Source organism: Pelosinus sp. sgz500959 (assembly GCF_042610375.1).
Lineage (GTDB): Bacteria > Bacillota > Negativicutes > DSM-13327 > DSM-13327 > CTSoil-075.
Genome location: NZ_JBGJZL010000008.1, coordinates 127,223 through 144,858 on the forward strand (window position 1 = coordinate 127,223; position 17,636 = coordinate 144,858).

Annotated in this window: 16 protein-coding genes and 1 riboswitch; all 16 genes read right to left on the reverse strand. The window is 37.6% G+C overall.

Features of this window, described 5'->3' with window-relative positions:
• Positions 1-83: 83 nt before the first annotated feature.
• Positions 84-1,562, reverse strand: a complete 1,479-nt coding sequence (spoIVA, locus tag ACAN52_RS13935; RefSeq protein WP_378955509.1) for a stage IV sporulation protein A — start codon at positions 1,560-1,562, stop codon at positions 84-86.
• A gap of 309 nt (positions 1,563-1,871) precedes the next feature.
• Positions 1,872-2,489: a glycerol-3-phosphate 1-O-acyltransferase PlsY gene (gene plsY, locus ACAN52_RS13940; RefSeq protein ID WP_378955510.1), complete on the reverse strand. Its 618-nt coding sequence runs from the start codon at positions 2,487-2,489 to the stop codon at positions 1,872-1,874.
• A gap of 27 nt (positions 2,490-2,516) precedes the next feature.
• Positions 2,517-3,839, reverse strand: a complete 1,323-nt coding sequence (der, locus tag ACAN52_RS13945; protein ID WP_378955511.1) for a ribosome biogenesis GTPase Der — start codon at positions 3,837-3,839, stop codon at positions 2,517-2,519.
• 35 nt (positions 3,840-3,874) lie between these two features.
• On the reverse strand, positions 3,875-4,411 hold the full coding sequence (locus ACAN52_RS13950) for a cob(I)yrinic acid a,c-diamide adenosyltransferase (RefSeq protein WP_378955512.1): 537 nt from the start codon (positions 4,409-4,411) through the stop codon (positions 3,875-3,877).
• Between the two features lie 4 nt (positions 4,412-4,415).
• The gene (locus ACAN52_RS13955) at positions 4,416-5,732 is read right to left on the reverse strand and encodes a DUF512 domain-containing protein (protein ID WP_378955513.1); all 1,317 of its coding nucleotides are present in this window, start codon (positions 5,730-5,732) and stop codon (positions 4,416-4,418) included.
• Between the two features lie 192 nt (positions 5,733-5,924).
• Positions 5,925-7,097: a stage II sporulation protein P gene (spoIIP, locus tag ACAN52_RS13960; RefSeq protein WP_378955514.1), complete on the reverse strand. Its 1,173-nt coding sequence runs from the start codon at positions 7,095-7,097 to the stop codon at positions 5,925-5,927.
• Positions 7,090-7,851: a DUF1614 domain-containing protein gene (locus ACAN52_RS13965; protein WP_378955516.1), complete on the reverse strand. Its 762-nt coding sequence runs from the start codon at positions 7,849-7,851 to the stop codon at positions 7,090-7,092. Before ACAN52_RS13965 ends, spoIIP begins: the two co-directional genes overlap by 8 nt.
• A 74-nt stretch (positions 7,852-7,925) precedes the next feature.
• On the reverse strand, positions 7,926-8,990 hold the full coding sequence (gene fni / locus ACAN52_RS13970) for a type 2 isopentenyl-diphosphate Delta-isomerase (RefSeq protein WP_378955517.1): 1,065 nt from the start codon (positions 8,988-8,990) through the stop codon (positions 7,926-7,928).
• 12 nt (positions 8,991-9,002) lie between these two features.
• On the reverse strand, positions 9,003-10,973 hold the full coding sequence (locus tag ACAN52_RS13975; RefSeq protein WP_378955518.1) for a bifunctional 4-hydroxy-3-methylbut-2-enyl diphosphate reductase/30S ribosomal protein S1: 1,971 nt from the start codon (positions 10,971-10,973) through the stop codon (positions 9,003-9,005).
• Positions 10,974-11,037: 64 nt separating this feature from the next.
• Positions 11,038-11,622: a lysophospholipid acyltransferase family protein gene (locus ACAN52_RS13980; RefSeq protein WP_378955519.1), complete on the reverse strand. Its 585-nt coding sequence runs from the start codon at positions 11,620-11,622 to the stop codon at positions 11,038-11,040.
• Positions 11,623-11,626: 4 nt separating this feature from the next.
• Positions 11,627-12,292 (reverse strand): (d)CMP kinase, encoded by a 666-nt coding sequence (cmk, locus tag ACAN52_RS13985; protein ID WP_378955520.1) that lies wholly within the window; start codon positions 12,290-12,292, stop codon positions 11,627-11,629.
• 11 nt (positions 12,293-12,303) lie between these two features.
• On the reverse strand, positions 12,304-13,317 hold the full coding sequence (gene aroF / locus ACAN52_RS13990) for a 3-deoxy-7-phosphoheptulonate synthase (protein WP_378955521.1): 1,014 nt from the start codon (positions 13,315-13,317) through the stop codon (positions 12,304-12,306).
• A gap of 70 nt (positions 13,318-13,387) precedes the next feature.
• Positions 13,388-13,918 carry a hypothetical protein gene (locus ACAN52_RS13995; RefSeq protein WP_378955522.1) on the reverse strand — a complete coding sequence of 177 codons (531 nt, stop codon included), beginning with the start codon at positions 13,916-13,918 and terminating at the stop codon, positions 13,388-13,390.
• 76 nt (positions 13,919-13,994) lie between these two features.
• Positions 13,995-15,239 carry an NAD(P)/FAD-dependent oxidoreductase gene (locus ACAN52_RS14000; protein WP_378955523.1) on the reverse strand — a complete coding sequence of 415 codons (1,245 nt, stop codon included), beginning with the start codon at positions 15,237-15,239 and terminating at the stop codon, positions 13,995-13,997.
• A 139-nt stretch (positions 15,240-15,378) separates the two neighbouring features.
• On the reverse strand, positions 15,379-16,518 hold the full coding sequence (locus tag ACAN52_RS14005; protein WP_378955524.1) for a nitrogen regulation protein NR(II): 1,140 nt from the start codon (positions 16,516-16,518) through the stop codon (positions 15,379-15,381).
• A 119-nt stretch (positions 16,519-16,637) separates the two neighbouring features.
• A riboswitch (cyclic di-GMP riboswitch) is annotated at positions 16,638-16,726 on the reverse strand.
• 172 nt (positions 16,727-16,898) lie between these two features.
• Positions 16,899-17,621: a pseudouridine synthase gene (locus ACAN52_RS14010; protein ID WP_378955525.1), complete on the reverse strand. Its 723-nt coding sequence runs from the start codon at positions 17,619-17,621 to the stop codon at positions 16,899-16,901.
• Positions 17,622-17,636: the final 15 nt, after the last annotated feature.

Genomic DNA, 17,636 nt, shown 5'->3' on the forward strand with positions numbered 1-17,636 from the left:
ACATTATAGCATTAATATATGATAAAAAACAAGTATAAATAATAAAAAATTAGCCAATCTGTAAAGATTGGCTAATTTTTTACTCAAAAAATGATACAAATTAATCCACCGCTACCATCATTAACAATTTTTTGCAGTGTATCACGTAATTTCATTTGCGAGTTTTCTGGCATACTGGCTAGTTTATTTTGAATACCTTCACGTACTAAGGAGTTGAGGGATTTTCCAAATAAATTGGTACGCCAAATCTTTTCTGGTTCACCCTCAAATTCTCTCATTAAGTATTGAATAAGTTCTTCACTTTGTTTTTCACTGCCAATGATTGGTGAAATTTCAGCTTGCACATCTGTTCTAATGAGATGCAGCGAAGGAGCAGAAGCCTTAAGTCTTACCCCAAATCGATTACCATTTCTAATAATCTCAGGCTCTTCTAATACCATTTCATCGAGTTGTGGAGATACGATACCATACCCTGTTTGACGCACTTGTTCAAGAGCGTCGGCTATCTTATCATATTCCCGTTTTGCCACTGATAAATCTTGCATCAGTCGTAATAAATGATGCTCACCCGAAATGGTAAAACCCGTTAGTTCTTCTAATACTTGATAGAACAAATCATTTCTTGCTGTGATCTCAACAACAGCAATACCATTACCAAGATCCATATCATGTAAAATGACATCGGCTATAAAATCATACCCTGATAAATCATCGATGGCTTTGTCAATGTCGCGAAGTCGCCTTACGTATTGTACAACTTCTCGTACTGCTCCATCAAATTTACCTCGCAGCCAATGAGCTGTTTCTAGTTCTTCTACCCATTTAGGTAAGGTAATATTAACTTCTTTTACTGGAAACTCATAAAGTACTTCTTGTAAAATGGCATAGATATCATCAGAATTTAATTGAGCGCAATCAACAGGAATAACAGGTACATCATATGCATTTTCGAGTTTGGCAATCAATTCCCGTGTTTCTTTTGCAGATGGGCGGCAAGTGTTAAGTACGACTAAAAATGGTTTTTGTAATTCTTTCAATTCATTGATGACTCTTTCTTCAGATGGCACATATTTTTCCCGTGATAAATCAGTCACACTACCATCAGTGGTTATGACAAGTCCAATGGTAGAATGCTCAGCAATAACTTTTCGTGTACCTACTTCTGCAGCCTCTTGAAAAGGAATTTCATGATCGAACCAAGGAGTGAGTACCATACGCGGACCATCTTGTTCTTCATAACCCAAGGCACCATCAACAGTATAACCTACACAATCAACCATTCTGACTCTAACATTAATATTATCTTTCACATTAATTTCGACTGCTTCATTTGGAATAAACTTAGGTTCTGTTGTCATAATAGTTTTGCCAGCAGCACTTTGTGGCAATTCATCCTTAGCCCGCTCTTTCTCATAGGGATCGATAATGTTAGGTAACACCATAGTTTCCATAAATCGCTTAATAAAAGTTGATTTACCTGTACGTACCGGCCCTACAACGCCAATATAAATATCACCGCCAGTACGTTCGGCAATATCTCTAAATAGATCAAATTTTTCCATTCACTCTTTCCCTCCCCATAACTGCGCTTCATGTAATATAGTAAGGCACGCTGTTACCCCGCAGTCATCCCTCCCTTAAAGCAGACTCTAAATCGAACAAAATTCGTAGTATTTCAAAAAGTAATTTACAAATAGTAAATTCATCTTTATAAATATATGACATGCTGCTAATAATATTACACAAAGAAAAATACTAGAGTATTCTTTCTATAGGTCCATTTTACTTGCCTAGGCCAGCAAAAGTATTATACTTTCTGATATAACACAAAAAAGACTTGGCCAAGGCCAAGTCTTTTTTGTGTTATATCGTTATTTTTCTTTTTTGTTTTCTGTTACCATTGTACCTAATTTGATTTTTAATTCTTGCCCCTTAAGTAATCGCTCGATGTTAGGCTTATGCCGAACAACAACAAACAAGGCGGCAATGATGCCAAAATATAAAAATTCAATTCGTTCTCCCATCATGAACATAAAAATTGGCACTAATGCAGCCGCAACAATCGATGCTAAGGATACATAACGAGTAGCATACACAATGATTGCCCAAATTAAAAAGATGAGTATCGTTACTTTAGGAACCAATACAGCGATGACTCCAAGTCCAGTTGCAACCCCTCGTCCGCCTGTAAAATTCAAAAAAATTGACCAGTTGTGACCAGCGATACTAGCAATACCACCCAATAATAAAGCAATGGGTGTACCAACTATCATATCTGACAAATATACGGCAATGATGCCTTTCGCTGCATCAGTCAAAAACACCCAAAATGCTGGCCATAATCCGAGAGTACGAAAAGCATTGGTGGCACCAATGTTTTTACTGCCAAACTGTCTTAAATCAACATCATAGAGTCGCTTACCAATAATGAGTCCATTGGGAATCGAGCCAATCAGATAACCAAATATCGTGATTATTATATAATCCATTTTATCACTCTCTTCCCCCTATTATTTTTAATCTTCTTCTTTACGTCCACGAACCACTAATTTCAAAGGCGTACCCTCAAAACCAAAACTTTCTCGCAGCTTATTTTCTAAAAAGCGCAGATAGGAAAAATGCATCGTTTCTTGTTCATTAACAAAAAAGACAAACGTTGGCGGTTTAACTGTCGGTTGGGTTGTAAAAAATATTTTCAAGCGTTTACCATGTTGAGATGGCGGAGGATTAATTGATATTGCATCTTCAATCACTTGATTTAAAACACTTGTAGAAACACGCATATTATGTTGCTCCGACACAAATTTTATTAATTCGGTAATTCGCGATACTCTTTGTTTTGTCAGAGCTGAAACATATAATACAGGTGCATATTGCATAAATGCTAATTCTGTACGAATCTCTTCCGTATATCGAAGAGTTGTTTTACTATCTTTTTCAACAAGATCCCATTTATTAACAACTATAACACAAGCTTTACCTGCATCATGGGCATAACCAGCTATTTTTTTATCTTGTTCAGTAACACCATCGACTGCATCGATGACCATTAAGACAACATCAGAACGATCAACAGCCCGCAATGCACGCATAACACTATAACGTTCAACAGGTAATTCAACCTTAGCCTTACGTCTCATACCAGCAGTATCAATCAATTTAAAAGAAGTATCATCTTTGACAAAATGCGTGTCGATTGCATCACGAGTCGTACCTGCTACATCACTGACAATGACTCGTTCTTCACCAACCAAAAGATTCACTAATGAAGATTTACCGACATTAGGCCGACCGATGATAGCAACTTTAATCTCTTCACTATCTTCTTCGATAACTTCTTCACTCGGTAAACATTTAACAATTTCATCAAGTAAATCACCAATATTCAACGCATTTGCCGCAGAAATTGCAATTGGATCACCAAGTCCTAAATTATAAAACTCATAAATTTCATTGGCTTTTTGCATGTTATCAACTTTATTGACAGCTACAATAACCGGCTTACGGGTATTACGCAAGATAATGGCAACAGCTTCATCTGCCGAAGTCAGTCCAACTTTGCCATCTACAATGAATACAATCGCATCGGCTTCTTCAATCGCTAACTTAGCTTGATAACGCATGGCAGTTAAAATTTTGTCTGTTGATTCGATTTCAATACCGCCAGTATCAATCATTGTAAATTCATGACCAAGCCATTCTGCATCAAGATAAATACGATCACGAGTCACTCCAGGCATATCTTCTACAATCGAGACCCTTTTTTCGCCTATGTAATTAAATAAAGTCGACTTACCCACATTAGGACGTCCAACAATCGCTATAATTGGTTTACTCATATTTTTATCTCCTATACTCTACTAATTCACTTACTCTAAAACTCAATCCCTTGACGAGACTCTATTCCATTTGAAAAATTATGACGAATTTCCTGCATTTCAGTAACTAAATGAGCAATGTCAATAATCTCCTTAGGAGCATACCGTCCTGTCAAGATGATCTCTGGTTTTTTATCTAGAGACTTACAATCTTCCGTAAGAAAACTCACCACTGTATTTACATTGATTAACTTACAAGCGATAGCCACATTAATTTCATCAAGAATCACAACATCATATTCACCAGATAAGATAATAGACTTCGCTAATTCCCATCCTTGGGTTGCTAGTTTTTTATCAATTTCTTCAGGATTTTCAAGATTGACAAAATCATTGCGCCCAACTTGAATCAGTTCAAATCCAGGTAAATACTGACTGGCTTTAAACTCACCATACTCTGTATTATCTTTCATAAATTGAATCATACAAACTTTAAAGCCATGTCCACATGATCGAAATGCCAAACCCATACTAGCAGTAGTTTTCCCTTTACCATTACCAGTATACACTTGAATTAGCCCCAAATCAGCCATAGAATTACCTCCATGCTTGTAATAATTGCCTCAAATCCTCAGCACCATATGCAGCACGTACGGGAATACCAGCATGACGTTCTAATTCCTCAAGAAGCATATTGTCCAAAAATATCCCTTCACCTTTTCGTAAAGCTGTGCCAGGAATAATAACTCCTGTCCGTACTCCATCGGTTTGTGCTAAGGTCGCAAGAATATCTTGGCCTGTAAGCAGACCACTGACAGTGATATCAGTACCAAAAAAATTATTTTCAACAGGCAAAACACGAATTGTCAAATTAGGGATTTTCACCGCATCCAATAAAGGTCCTATGATCTTTTCTGCAGATACACCACACAAGACATCAAGGTGATGAGGAGTTTCATAACCAGTTGTTATCATTGATTCTTCTTCCCACTCATGAAGAAAATTTCGAATCAAACCAATACCATTTTCTAATTGGGGAAAACCATCATAAACATCATATTCAGGAATAGGCTGGCCCGCAGACAGATAAAATTCATCGGATAAATATACAAATGATGTACCACTTTTCTTACGACATTTTTCTTGCCATGTATTGACCATCTTCACAACATGAAGTGCCTGCTCTGGTGTAAATACTTGCAATGAATAGCAATTTTCACGATAGCGGCTAAGTCCTACGGGAACAATTGCCATCGATAGAACACTCGGATGTAAAGCATACAAATCAGCAATCGTTTTTTCTAATTCGCTACCATCATTAATATCTGGACATAATACGATTTGGGTGTGCATCTCAATGCCACTCGTAATCAATGTGTCCAATTGGTCCATTATTTTTCCAGCATTTTTATTATTTAGCATCTTTTCACGTAGTGTACCGTTTGTAGTATGTACTGAAATGTATAAAGGAGATAAGTGAAGTCTGCGAATTCGATCAATATCTTGAGGAGTACTATTTGTTAACGTCACAAAGTTACCATATAAAAAAGATAATCGATAATCATCATCTTTCACATATAGACTTTCTCGCATGCCTGGTGCCATTTGATCAACAAAACAGAATATGCACTGATTCGCACATCGCCTTACACCATCAAAAACGGCACTTTCAAATTCAATTCCTAAATCTTCATCATAATCTTTCTCAATTTCTAGAATTTCCCGTTCGCCATTGTTTTTTTCAATTAAAAGTTCTACATTTTCATCTGCCAATGCAAAACTTAGATCAATAATATCTCTGATATTTTCACCATCTACTGTGATTAGACGATCCCCTGCTTCTAACCCCACTTCAATAGCAATACTATCTGGTAGCACGCGCGCAATAATACCACTATACGCCAAAATTCTCACCTCTCACTATATATTCCTTATTTTTCATCTGTTTCCTGCAAACAAATAAAGAGTGATGAAAAAAGCATCACTCTTTATTTATGATGTATTCATATTAGGTATCTGAAAGAAAATACCTTAACTTTAATAAATACTACAAAACTCAATGAGGCACTACTTATATTATGAGAAAATAATTGTATTACGTCAATACTAATCTTTATCTTTTTCATTATTTGTTTTTTTACGTTCGTTTTTCCTCTTTAAACTAGGGCCAAAAAAATTAGCAAATTCAGTTGTGGTGAACTGCTTAAGTTTTGCTTTTGCTTCTTTCATACTACCAGTACTCAAGAATAAAAACGCTGCAATACCAACAACAAAAATTCCCACCATCCAACCAATTGATTTACTAGCACCCGATGGTCCTGCATCCGCAGTACCAAGCCCTGTTTCTCCAGCTGTAGCATCTGGCGCAGCCGCTGGAGATGCCCCTGTTTTACCTAAAATAGTCGGTATTACATCGGCAAATAAGGCAATACCTTTTTCAGCAGATTGGCGGCTATTTGTATGAGAGCCAACTTCTAATAACATTGATTTAGGAAATAAATCTTGATTATAATCACCGCCCTTGGCAAAAAATATCCCTTTGATCAGACCAGGATGTTGTTTGTCAGAAGCCGCTTTAATTTGTAAAGCATAATCTTCAATTTGTTTACCAGTTGCGCCATATTTACCTACAACCAACTGTAGTTTACTCACATCTTCACCATTAATAGTCGTTTGATACACTTCAGGTGGTGTAGCATCACGATGTATATCAAAAATAGCATCGGGTTGTTGTTTTAAAAGTTCTACGACGGTACGACGCGAGCGTTCATAGGCCATATTATCATGAGGGTCATGTTTGGCATTAGACTGAATCACTTCCATGCCATTGGTTTTAAGAGCACTGGCGAAGGCATCACCTACCTTATAAATGCCACCAGCACCTAGAATACTTTCTTTGCCATCAGTCGGAACGTAAGATTCATCAGAATGTGTATGATAGAAAGCAACCTTACCACGTCCTTGAGCCCTAGCAAGGCGCGGTTGTAACATACCGAGCAAATTTTGATTGCTAGGTTGTTCATATTGACTCATATTGATCTCACCTAAAAGTTTAACATGAGCAACTTCGCCTTCAATACTCACAACTTCAAAACGCTTATTATTTTCTGTGATACACTGGTCGCCGACTCGTACTTCCCAACCAGTGATATAAACAACATGACCATTTTCATCAACAAAGGAAAAGTAGCCATGATTCATGGATTCTTGAGTATAACCAGGCGTAAGCATGCTACAAAACACTAGTAAGACAATCACACTTCTCCATATTTTACTCATTCCTATCACCTCTACCTCTTTCTTCTTTATGATCAGAATGAACTTCATTTTCTTTCATTTCATTTTGTTTTTTTTGATTATTATGAGAAAGTTCTTTACTAAATTCATATAGTCCTTCAGGTCGATGGCCCCCCAAGATAGGTCCGCCTTGCAATTTTTCCCGGGTTTCCCCTACTAATTCAGCTACCATTACACCTACAATACCCGCTATAATGATCACATCAAAAGCACCAGCACCACCAATATCGGTTGTTCCTGGGATACCCAATCTAATAATTGTAATCATGTGAACAATATCGCTTAGAACAATACCTAAGACCCCGCCAATAAAGGCACTGCGCCGAGAACGACCAGCTAAATATGCAATCATACCTGCGGATATCCCATAAATTAGTTTTGGATCTAAAAACATATTTTCTGGTTCATATGGTAAATACCGTGATCCAAGAGATACTGATGCAGCCACTAAAATCGCAGCCATCACAGCACGCACTTTTTCAGTTGATTCATCGGCCTTCATAATTAACCAAATTGATAGTAATGCAGGTAACAATGCTCCCCCAACATTAACACTCAGCTCTATTGGAGTCGCCATAAGAGGAATGTCGATAAAACTACCTACGACAATAGCAGCAATAAAGAGTAATGCTTGCTTATCAGTCAAACGCATTCTGTCAAGTATTCTGTGGGCAATACCAAAGTAAATCAGGACTCCAACCACCAATAGCAGCATCATTCCTATTGGCATATTCATATCTTTCACCTCTGTTATATTTTATAACTTATTTTTCCCCCTTATTTTAAAAAAAATACGAAAAAAGCATGACATCAGTCATGCTTTTCAACAATTCCATATTTAGTTAAATCAATTCCTCGTGCCAATAACCATTCGCGACTATAACCAGTAATCACTACAGGTACTTTTGCTACATTGTTTACATTTTTAGCCCCTGATAACAACATATAGCATTTAATTTCATGTAAAAAATGGTTAAACCAACTCACGGCATCTTCAAGTTCTTTTTCATATAACATTCTAATGATTGGGGTGGCTATTCCTGCCGCATTACCACCTAATGCAAGAGATTTTACGACATCAAGGGGTGTACGCACACCACCTGAAACCATCATATCCAACTCTTTCGGCAGGACGGACATTGTTTCAATAGCACTGATTGCCGTTGGAATCCCCCAGGATAAGAGTTCTTGACTGATCGATAATTGGCTGCGAGCACCTTCAATAGCTAAAAAATTAGTTCCTCCCATACCACCAATATCAATCGCTTTAATCCCTATCTCAGCTAATAAATGAGCTTGTTCTTTTCCAATACCACAACCGACTTCTTTCACAATAACTGGAACAGAAACTTGTTCAGCAATGTGTGCAATATTGGTCAAGTAACCTGAAAAGTCTCGATCACCTTCTGCCATAATCAGTTCTTGGGCTACATTTAAGTGAATTTGAATGGCTTGAGCATCAATCATATCCACCGCCAATTTAGCTTGGTTTGGAGTTGCATAAGCGCCTAAATTAGCAAAAATAACGCCATCAGGATTTTTTTCACGAACAATTTTATATGATTGCTTTACTTCTGGATCTTCAAGGGCTGCATATTGAGAACCAACAGCCATTGCCGTCTTTGTTAAACAAGCAAACTCTGCAATTTGTCCATTCACCCGTGTAACATCCTTAGCACCACCCGTAATCGCATTAATAATTAATGGATTATTAATGGGTATACCAGCAATTGAGCTGGAAATGTCAATATCATCCCACTTTAAATTGGGCAGGCAATTATGTACAAGTGTAATATCAGCAAAACCATTTGCACCAGGACCATCTGCCAGTGATAAAGAATATTTTAAATGATCTAATTTCCTTGATTGGCGCACCCTTTCATCTCCCTAGTCCTGTCGCTTAAATAAATGAGCAAATTTATCACCGAGAGTAAGTCCTGTACTTTCTTGCGTACTCAAATAACCAGAGAATTCAGCTCGTTCAACCTCTTGTTGCGCTTTACTGATACTCAAAGCAATCCGTTTATTTTCCTTGTTAATGTCCATAATTTTCACAGTGACTTGTTGGCCAACGCTTACAACATCTTCTACTTTTTGAATTTTTTGCTCAGACATTTCAGATACATGAATTAAACCCTCAACACCAGGTACAAGTTCTGCAAAAGCTCCGAAGGTAGTGATTTTGCTAATTTTCGCAGTGGTGATCATGTTGATTGAAAATTGTTCGATTACATCAAGCCAAGGATCACGTCCAACTTGTTTTAAACTAAGGGAAATTCGCTTTCCATTTGGATCAATTTTTAGCACAATGACTTTTACTTCGTCACCAATACTAACAACCTCATGAGGAGTCTTAACACGATGCCAAGATAAGTCAGAAATGTGAACTAATCCATCGATACCACCGATATCCACAAAGGCGCCGAAATCAACAATACGTCGTACTTTTCCTGTGAACACTTGCCCAACTGCTAAAGTCGAAAAAAGTTCATCTTCCTGACGGTGACGTTCGGCTTCAAGTAGAATCTTACGTGATAATACAACCCGCTTCGTAATCCGATCCACTTCGATTGGTACAAGCTGCAATGTTTGATTAACAAATGGTGATAAATCTTCTGTAAATTGAAGTTCTACCATTGATGCTGGAATAAATCCTTGGATACCAAAGACAGCAACTCTTAAACCACCTTTTACAGCTTCTAATACTTTACCTTCAACAGCTTTTTTCTGAGATAATGCCAACTCTAATTTATCCCAAGCTAGAATTTGATCGGCTTTAACTTTTGACAGCTTAATTACGCCATCCTGACTCTCAGCATCTACTATATAGACATCAATGATGTCCCCATTACTTACGATATCAGTTGCATTTTCTGGTATTGGATATGCCAGTTCATCGACTGTAATAATTCCTTCAGCTTTATAACCAATATCAATAAAAACTTCCTTCTGACGAATCCCTACAACAGTACCCTTTATAATACTATCTTGCTCCAGTTTTTTTACTCCATTATCAATGAGTCCATTAAATTCTTCCATTTTTTTATAAACCTCCTCAATAATCCAATCTGGCGTCGATGCCCCTGCAGTAATCCCTACAGTCTCGATTCCTTGAAAATCTTCCAGTGCTAATTCTTGAGCTGTTTCAATATGGTATACCCTACGACCAGCATCGCTGCAAAGTTGCATCAATCGTGTCGTATTGGCACTATTTTTCCCTCCAACAACAATCATTAGGTCTACTGTACTTGCCAGCTCTAAAGCAGCTTGTTGGCGAAGATCAGTCGCTGTACAAATAGTGCGACTAACTTTTAGCTCATTACACTTATTTTTTAAAACATCAAGAATTTCTTGGAAAACCTCGCTGACAAAGGTAGTCTGCGCGACTATGCCGCACCGATTTATAAACGCTAATTCCTTTGCTTCATCCACGGTCTCTACCACCAAAGCCGTCTTATCCGACCATTCGATGATACTTTTAACCTCTGGATGATGTTTTTCACCCACAACAACAACAGTATAGCCTTCTTTTAATAATTGCTGAGCAGCTTGCTGGGCTTTTTTTACGTGAGGACAAGTTGCATCCATCACATTTAATTTTTTAACTTCAGCTTCTTTGTACACCTCAGGTCCTACACCATGAGACCGAATAATTACCGTACTGCCATCACTGATCTCAGATAACTCATTGGCCACATCAATTCCTTTATCTGATAAATGTTTCACCATTTGCGGATTATGAATAATGGGTCCAAGTGTATGTATCTCACCAGGTTTACCAATACATTCTTCTGCCATTGCTACTGCACGTTTGACACCGTAACAAAAACCACGATGTTCAGCCGCTATTATCTTCACATACAACACTCCTACAAGAGTCTATCTCATCGAGTAAAACAGATTCTTTATATTACAATGATCTTTATTTTAATAAAAATGAAATTTCTTGCATAATGGTAGCACCAAGTTTTTCCATCATCTCTTTATCAGCCTTTCCTTCAGCTACAATAATTGGCTTGCCATATTTTATAATAAACTTCGGCAATATGTGGCCATCTTTACCGATTTTATTGGTGCCAATAATAGCCGCAGGGATGATAGGCACCCCAGCTTTGAGGGCAATCATCGCAATTCCAGGCTCAGGTTTGCCTAGCAGACCAGTTTTACTACGTGTTCCTTCAGGAAAAAGTCCAAGAATCTCACCTTTTTTAAGTAAATCAATGGCATAACGAATCGCTGTACGGTCAGCAGCGCCACGCCGTACAGGAAAAGCATTGATCTTAGTAATGATCCACTTCAACAGAGGGACCGCAAATAATTCTTCTTTAGCCATAAAATGAATAGGTCGAATCGTACCTGCACCTACAACAGGAGGATCCCACAAGCTAATATGATTTGCTGCAATAATTGCGCCACCACTCACAGGTATATTCTCTGCGCCAATGATTTCATAGCGAAAAAATAGTTTGAAAAAATAATATAGTATTTTTTGTATTAAACTATACAACGTTCTATCGCTCCTTACAAATTGCCAAGATCTCACTGACTGCCTGCTCAATAGAGAGAGCAGTGGTATCCATCAATATTGCATCAGTTGCTTGAATTAAGGGTGATATCTCACGCTCACAATCCTTTTTATCCCGATCGGCAATCTCACTCGTAAGTTCTTCTAAGCTAACACTAAAACCTTTATCTGTCAATTCGCGCCAACGACGCTGTGCCCTTTCCTCAATGGACGCGGTTAGAAAGATTTTCACTTCTGCATTCGGTAACACATGAGTACCAATATCACGACCATCCATTACAACTCCACCCTGCTCGGCCATCTGACGTTGCAGAGCAACCATAGCCTCTCGCACAACAGCAAATTGAGCGACTTCTGGTACCATACGAGAAACCTCAGGATTACGAATGGCATTTGTAACATCACATTTATCAACAAACACTTGAGTTTTTCCATCAATATACATTAGTTTAATGCTAATGTTACGTGCAATATCTACGATGGCCGCTTCATCATCAGCAGTTAAACCATCTTGCAATACTTTCCAAGCAATACATCGATACATAGCTCCAGTATCAATATAAACATACTGAAGACGTTGAGCAACAATTTGAGCAACTGTACTTTTTCCCGCTCCAGCCGGTCCATCAATTGCAATAATTATTTTCTTCATAAACTCCTCCTTCATATAATGTTACGCCCCATTGCAATCGCGATGACTTGAATTTCTGTCATCAGTTGCTGGAAATTTCCAGGCGTTAAGGATTGTTGACCATCTGAGACAGCTTCTTCTGGACATGGATGTACTTCAATGATTAAACCATCGCCACCAGCACCTAGTGAAGCTTTAGACATGGGATTGACCAATCGCCAGTTTCCTGTTCCATGACTTGGATCAACAATAATTGGTAAATGGCTTAGATGCTTTACCATCGGTACAGCATTTAGATCCAGCGTGTTACGTGTATAGGTTTCAAACGTACGAATGCCACGTTCGCATAACACAATATTTTCATTGCCACCAGCCATAATGTACTCAGCCGCCATCAACCATTCTTCCATCGTAGACGACGCTCCACGTTTCAATAAAACTGGTTTTCGGCATTTAGCTACTTCTTTGAGCAGCGCAAAGTTCTGCATATTACGCGTCCCGATTTGTAACATATCCACAACATCACTCATTCCTTCGACATGGCGTGGATCTGTTACTTCTGATATGACAGGTAATCCAACTTCTTTAGATACAGCTTTAAGTATGTTTAATCCTTCTTGCTCAAGTCCTTGAAAGCTATAAGGAGATGTTCGGGGTTTATAGGCTCCGCCTCTTAGCATACATGCACCGGCTTGTTTTATGGCCACTGCAGTTTCATGCAACTGCTCATAACTCTCAATAGCACATGGCCCACCAATCACGGCAATGGATTGACCGCCAAATACAGCACTGCCAGCTGTTACTACCGTATTTTCCTGTTTAAATTCACGACTCACTAATTTAAACGGCGTAACAATCGACATCACTTTCTCTACCCCAGGCATACGCTCATAAAATCCTGGGTCTTGGGTCTGTGAACTGCCAATGGCAGTGATTACTGTTTTTCCATAACTTTGTAGACTACTTGCTTCTAATCCATGCTGATGAAGTTTCTCAAGTACACGATCAATTTGCTCAATCGTGGGGGTTGCCATTACAATAATCATTTATCTATTCCTCCGAAAAATTAACAATCCTTTGTTTATTTATATTCACCATAAAATGTTATTATCCTTTTCATTCACTCTTGAACTTTATTTTACCGATTGTAAAAATTTGATTTTCCCCTTCAAGAATCAATCCATTTGGGGGTGAAAGGAATCCTTGGTCTGGAATATTTATCACAAATTGAAGGGGTTGACTCGAAGAACGTCCATCGATTTCAACATAATCGCCATCATAGACTGTAAGTTTACTATTATTTTTCCGAAAATCATCGACTTTTTTACCATTTACAAGAATAAAAATAGCTGAACCATTAGAACCTTTGATCATTTTGATCACAATGACTTTGCTTTTACGCAATAAGTGCTGATAATCTGTCCCAACGGTTGTTTCTTCAGTGATCTGTAATGGCGTATCTGCATATAAAGGCATATCTAAACTGAGGCTCTCCCCCTCCATTTGATCCACTTTTGATAAATAGAATCGTGTACCTTCTTTTAATAACAAGATTTGAGACAATAATAATACGATCATACAAAGACTTAGTAAATAGATTAATACACCTTCAACATCGATTATCCATTTTTTTTTGGATCTCCTCATTGCTGATGCCCCCACTTTTTTTACCAGTTTCCTTTAGTATGTGTCGTTTCCTAAGGGGGTTATACTGCGACTCATTTTATCTCTCTGCCGCACTTTGACCTGCGATATAACCTGTTGAAAAAGCAGCTTGCAAATTAAAACCACCAGTATATCCATCAATATCAATGACTTCACCGGCAAAAAATAAACCTTCAACGATTTTTGATTCCATTGTCTTAGGATTAATTTCTTTGACATGAATGCCGCCAGCAGTAACGATGGCTTCGCTGACGGGTCTTGTACCGGTGATCGTGAATGTTAGATTTGTAATTTGCTGCTGTAAGCGAGCACGTTCGTCTTTGGTAATTTGGTGTACAAATTTGTCAGGATCAAGATGTGCAAGATCAATGACTACATTAATTAATTTCGCAGGTAAAAGATCACCTAATGAATTTTTAAGTTGTTTGCGGGAAAATTTTTCAAAATCTCGTTGAATTCGTTTATCAAGAACTTCGGCTGTTAAGGCTGGTTTTAAATTTATTTCGATTAAAACTTCTTCCCCAGGCTTATTCTTAAAGATTTCAGCAACTTTTTTACTCAAAGATAAAATGATAGGACCTGATAAACCATAATGAGTAAAAAGCATTTCTCCGAAATCATCTGCCATTTTTTTGCCATCAAAAATGACACTTGCCGTCACATTTTTAAGTGATAATCCTTGCAGTTCACCAATCCAATCTTCGCCAACTTCCAGAGGCACTAAGGATGGTTTTAAGGGCACTATGGTGTGTCCAACCATTTCTCCCATACGATAACCATCTCCACTCGAACCGGTCCCTGGATAGGAAGCACCACCTGTAGCTAAGATAACAGCATCAGCAGGATATTCTATATTATTGCCAGCAAGTACTCCTGTCACGCGACCATTGTGCATAAGAATTCGTTTAACAGATTGACCGGTTATGACTTCTACCTGACCTTCTTTTAAAGCTTTTCGGAAAGCTTCAACTACATCCTTTGCATTATCACTCACGGGAAAAACCCGCCCACCTCTTTCTACTTTTGTCATGACACCATGATGATGCAAAAAATCAATGATGTCTTGGTTGCCAAAATTATGTAAGGCACTATAAATAAAAGAACCATTTCCAGGAATATTTTTAATAATCGTCTGTTTATCTGCAATATTAGTTATATTGCATCGACCTTTACCAGTAATCGATACCTTTCGACCAAGAACAGACATTTTTTCTAGCAATGTTACCTTCGCACCATGTTGACTTGCGCTGACAGCTGCCATCATTCCAGCTGCGCCACCACCAATTATAACAATTTTCTTCATTTAATCACCTTTTCATATAAAACTTTTTCAGATACCATCCCATTTAGTCAAACCAAATGTAAAAATGGGCAGTATCTATTATTATACCACCCATTAGCAATTTTAAAATGCGATTTTTTTATCTTTATTTTTTGCGTTTTTACACTGTTTTTTCTTGTATTTTATTGAATACTACTGTAAAGGTCGTTCCTTCTCCTTCTGTTGATTGCACTGTAATCAGCCCATTATGGTGTCTAACAATACCATTACAAACAGATAAACCTAACCCTGTACCATTTTCTTTTGTTGTCAAAAAAGGAGTGAACATTTTATCCTGCCATTCTTTCGAAATTCCACAACCACAATCTGAAATACGCAAATATACCTTATCCTCTTTCTGACTTGTTTCAATAATTAACGTACCATGTTGCTCCATAGCCTCTATACCATTTCTCGCAAGATTTAATATCAATTGTTTAATTTCTGTTGAGTTTAGCAATAAATCAGGCAATGAATCAGCCAAAATTACATTGAGATTAATCCCCTGATTAATCGCATCAGCAAAAATAAGAGGAGCAATCTCTCTGATAATTTTATTGAGATCCTGCCATTTTGGCACCGGTACTTTAGTTTTAGCCACCGACAGGAAATTAGAAATAATTTGTTCAACTCGATCAAGCTCACTTAATACGATATTGAGTTGTTCTTCCATATTTCCAGAAATTTTTTTACTGAAAATTTGCAGATAACCTTTAATCACGGTCATCGGATTACGAATTTCATGAGCAACTCCTGCCGCCATTTCGCCGATCAGATCGATTTTATTGATGGCTTGCCGTAATTGTTCAATTTGATTCGTCAAAATGATCTCCGATGTTTTATATTCTGTAATATCTTTTATATGGGATAGAACCATTCTATCTTCTCCTATCCCAAAGAATAAAGGACTTAGTGTATATTGAAAATACTTATTTCCCTGTATTTTAGATAATTGAAATGTTTCGCATTCAAATGTCTTACCTGTACTAAGCACTTCGCCAATCTGCTGCTCTAATTTTTCGATAAACTCTACGTCTAATCCGATTTCACTCCAATGCCTGCCTTCGATATCAGAGGATTTTAATCCCAATTTTTTGGCACCACTATGACTAACATAGCGAACTCTGTACTCTTTATCAAAAATATAGATTGGACCAATACCGATTTGAGATTCATTTTTGTTTTGCTCATCAGTACATTTATCCAATTGTTCTTCAGTTAACTTTAAACTCTTAATCAATGTGATGAGTGATTGTTGCATAGACAGCCCCTTCCTCAAATAAGTTAACCGTGGCACTTTCCAAAATCTCGCTTCTCTTAGAGTTTAAAAACATAAAAAACCAGACTTTTAGTCTGGTAATACATTTTAGTCTCGACTAAACTGGCGGCTTGGCAATCATAAACACAGTTGTGTCCTTAGATCCATAGCTTTGCGTCCTTCTCTTTCGAAAAGTTTGCCCACTATTATTTTATATGATAATTCTACCAAAATTCAAATAATTTGTCTATTCAAATATAGGACTACAGTAGTATTTTATACAACTTTAGTCCTGTATTTAAACATAAATTTTTATAAAGGAAAAATACCTATCAGCCATTTGACCCAAAAGCTAATAGGTATTTTAAAAAACATATTTAAATTTATTGGTTAAGCCTATGTAGTTCTTCAACTTCACGTGCAAGCAGATGGCGATATCCACCACGTTTTACACCATCGAGAGTTAAGAAAGCAAACTTGATACGCTTAAGTTGTTTTACATCAGAGCCAATCGCCTCAAACATGCGACGAATCTGACGATTTTTACCCTCATGAATGGTAACTCTCAAGCTAGTAAGATCTTTATCAGAATCATAATCAATTACATCGATCATGGCCGGTGCAGTCATACCATCTTCAAGTTCAATACCAACCCGCAATAAATCGATTTTTTCTTGAGCTGGTCTGCCACCAACCTTCGCAATATAGGTTTTATCAATTTTCTTACTCGGATGAATTAAAGAATGTGTTAATGCTCCATCATTCGTTAGTAATAATAATCCTTCTGTATTATAATCCAATCGACCTACTGGATATATTCGCTCAGGAATATCCTTCACCAAGGATGCGACTGTTTTACGATCTTGAGGATCGGTCAAAGTCGTAAGTACTGCTTTAGGTTTATATAATAGGACATAAACCAGTTTTTCGCCTTGTATACGCTTACCATCGACCATAATTCGATCGTTTCCTGGCATCACTTTTGTACCAAGTTCAGTGACAACCTTACCATTTACCGTAACGCGCCCTTGTTGTATTATTTTTTCAGACTCTCTTCGAGAAGCAACTCCAGCTTGACTCATAATTTTCTGCAGACGTTCTAACATTATAATCTCCTTTAA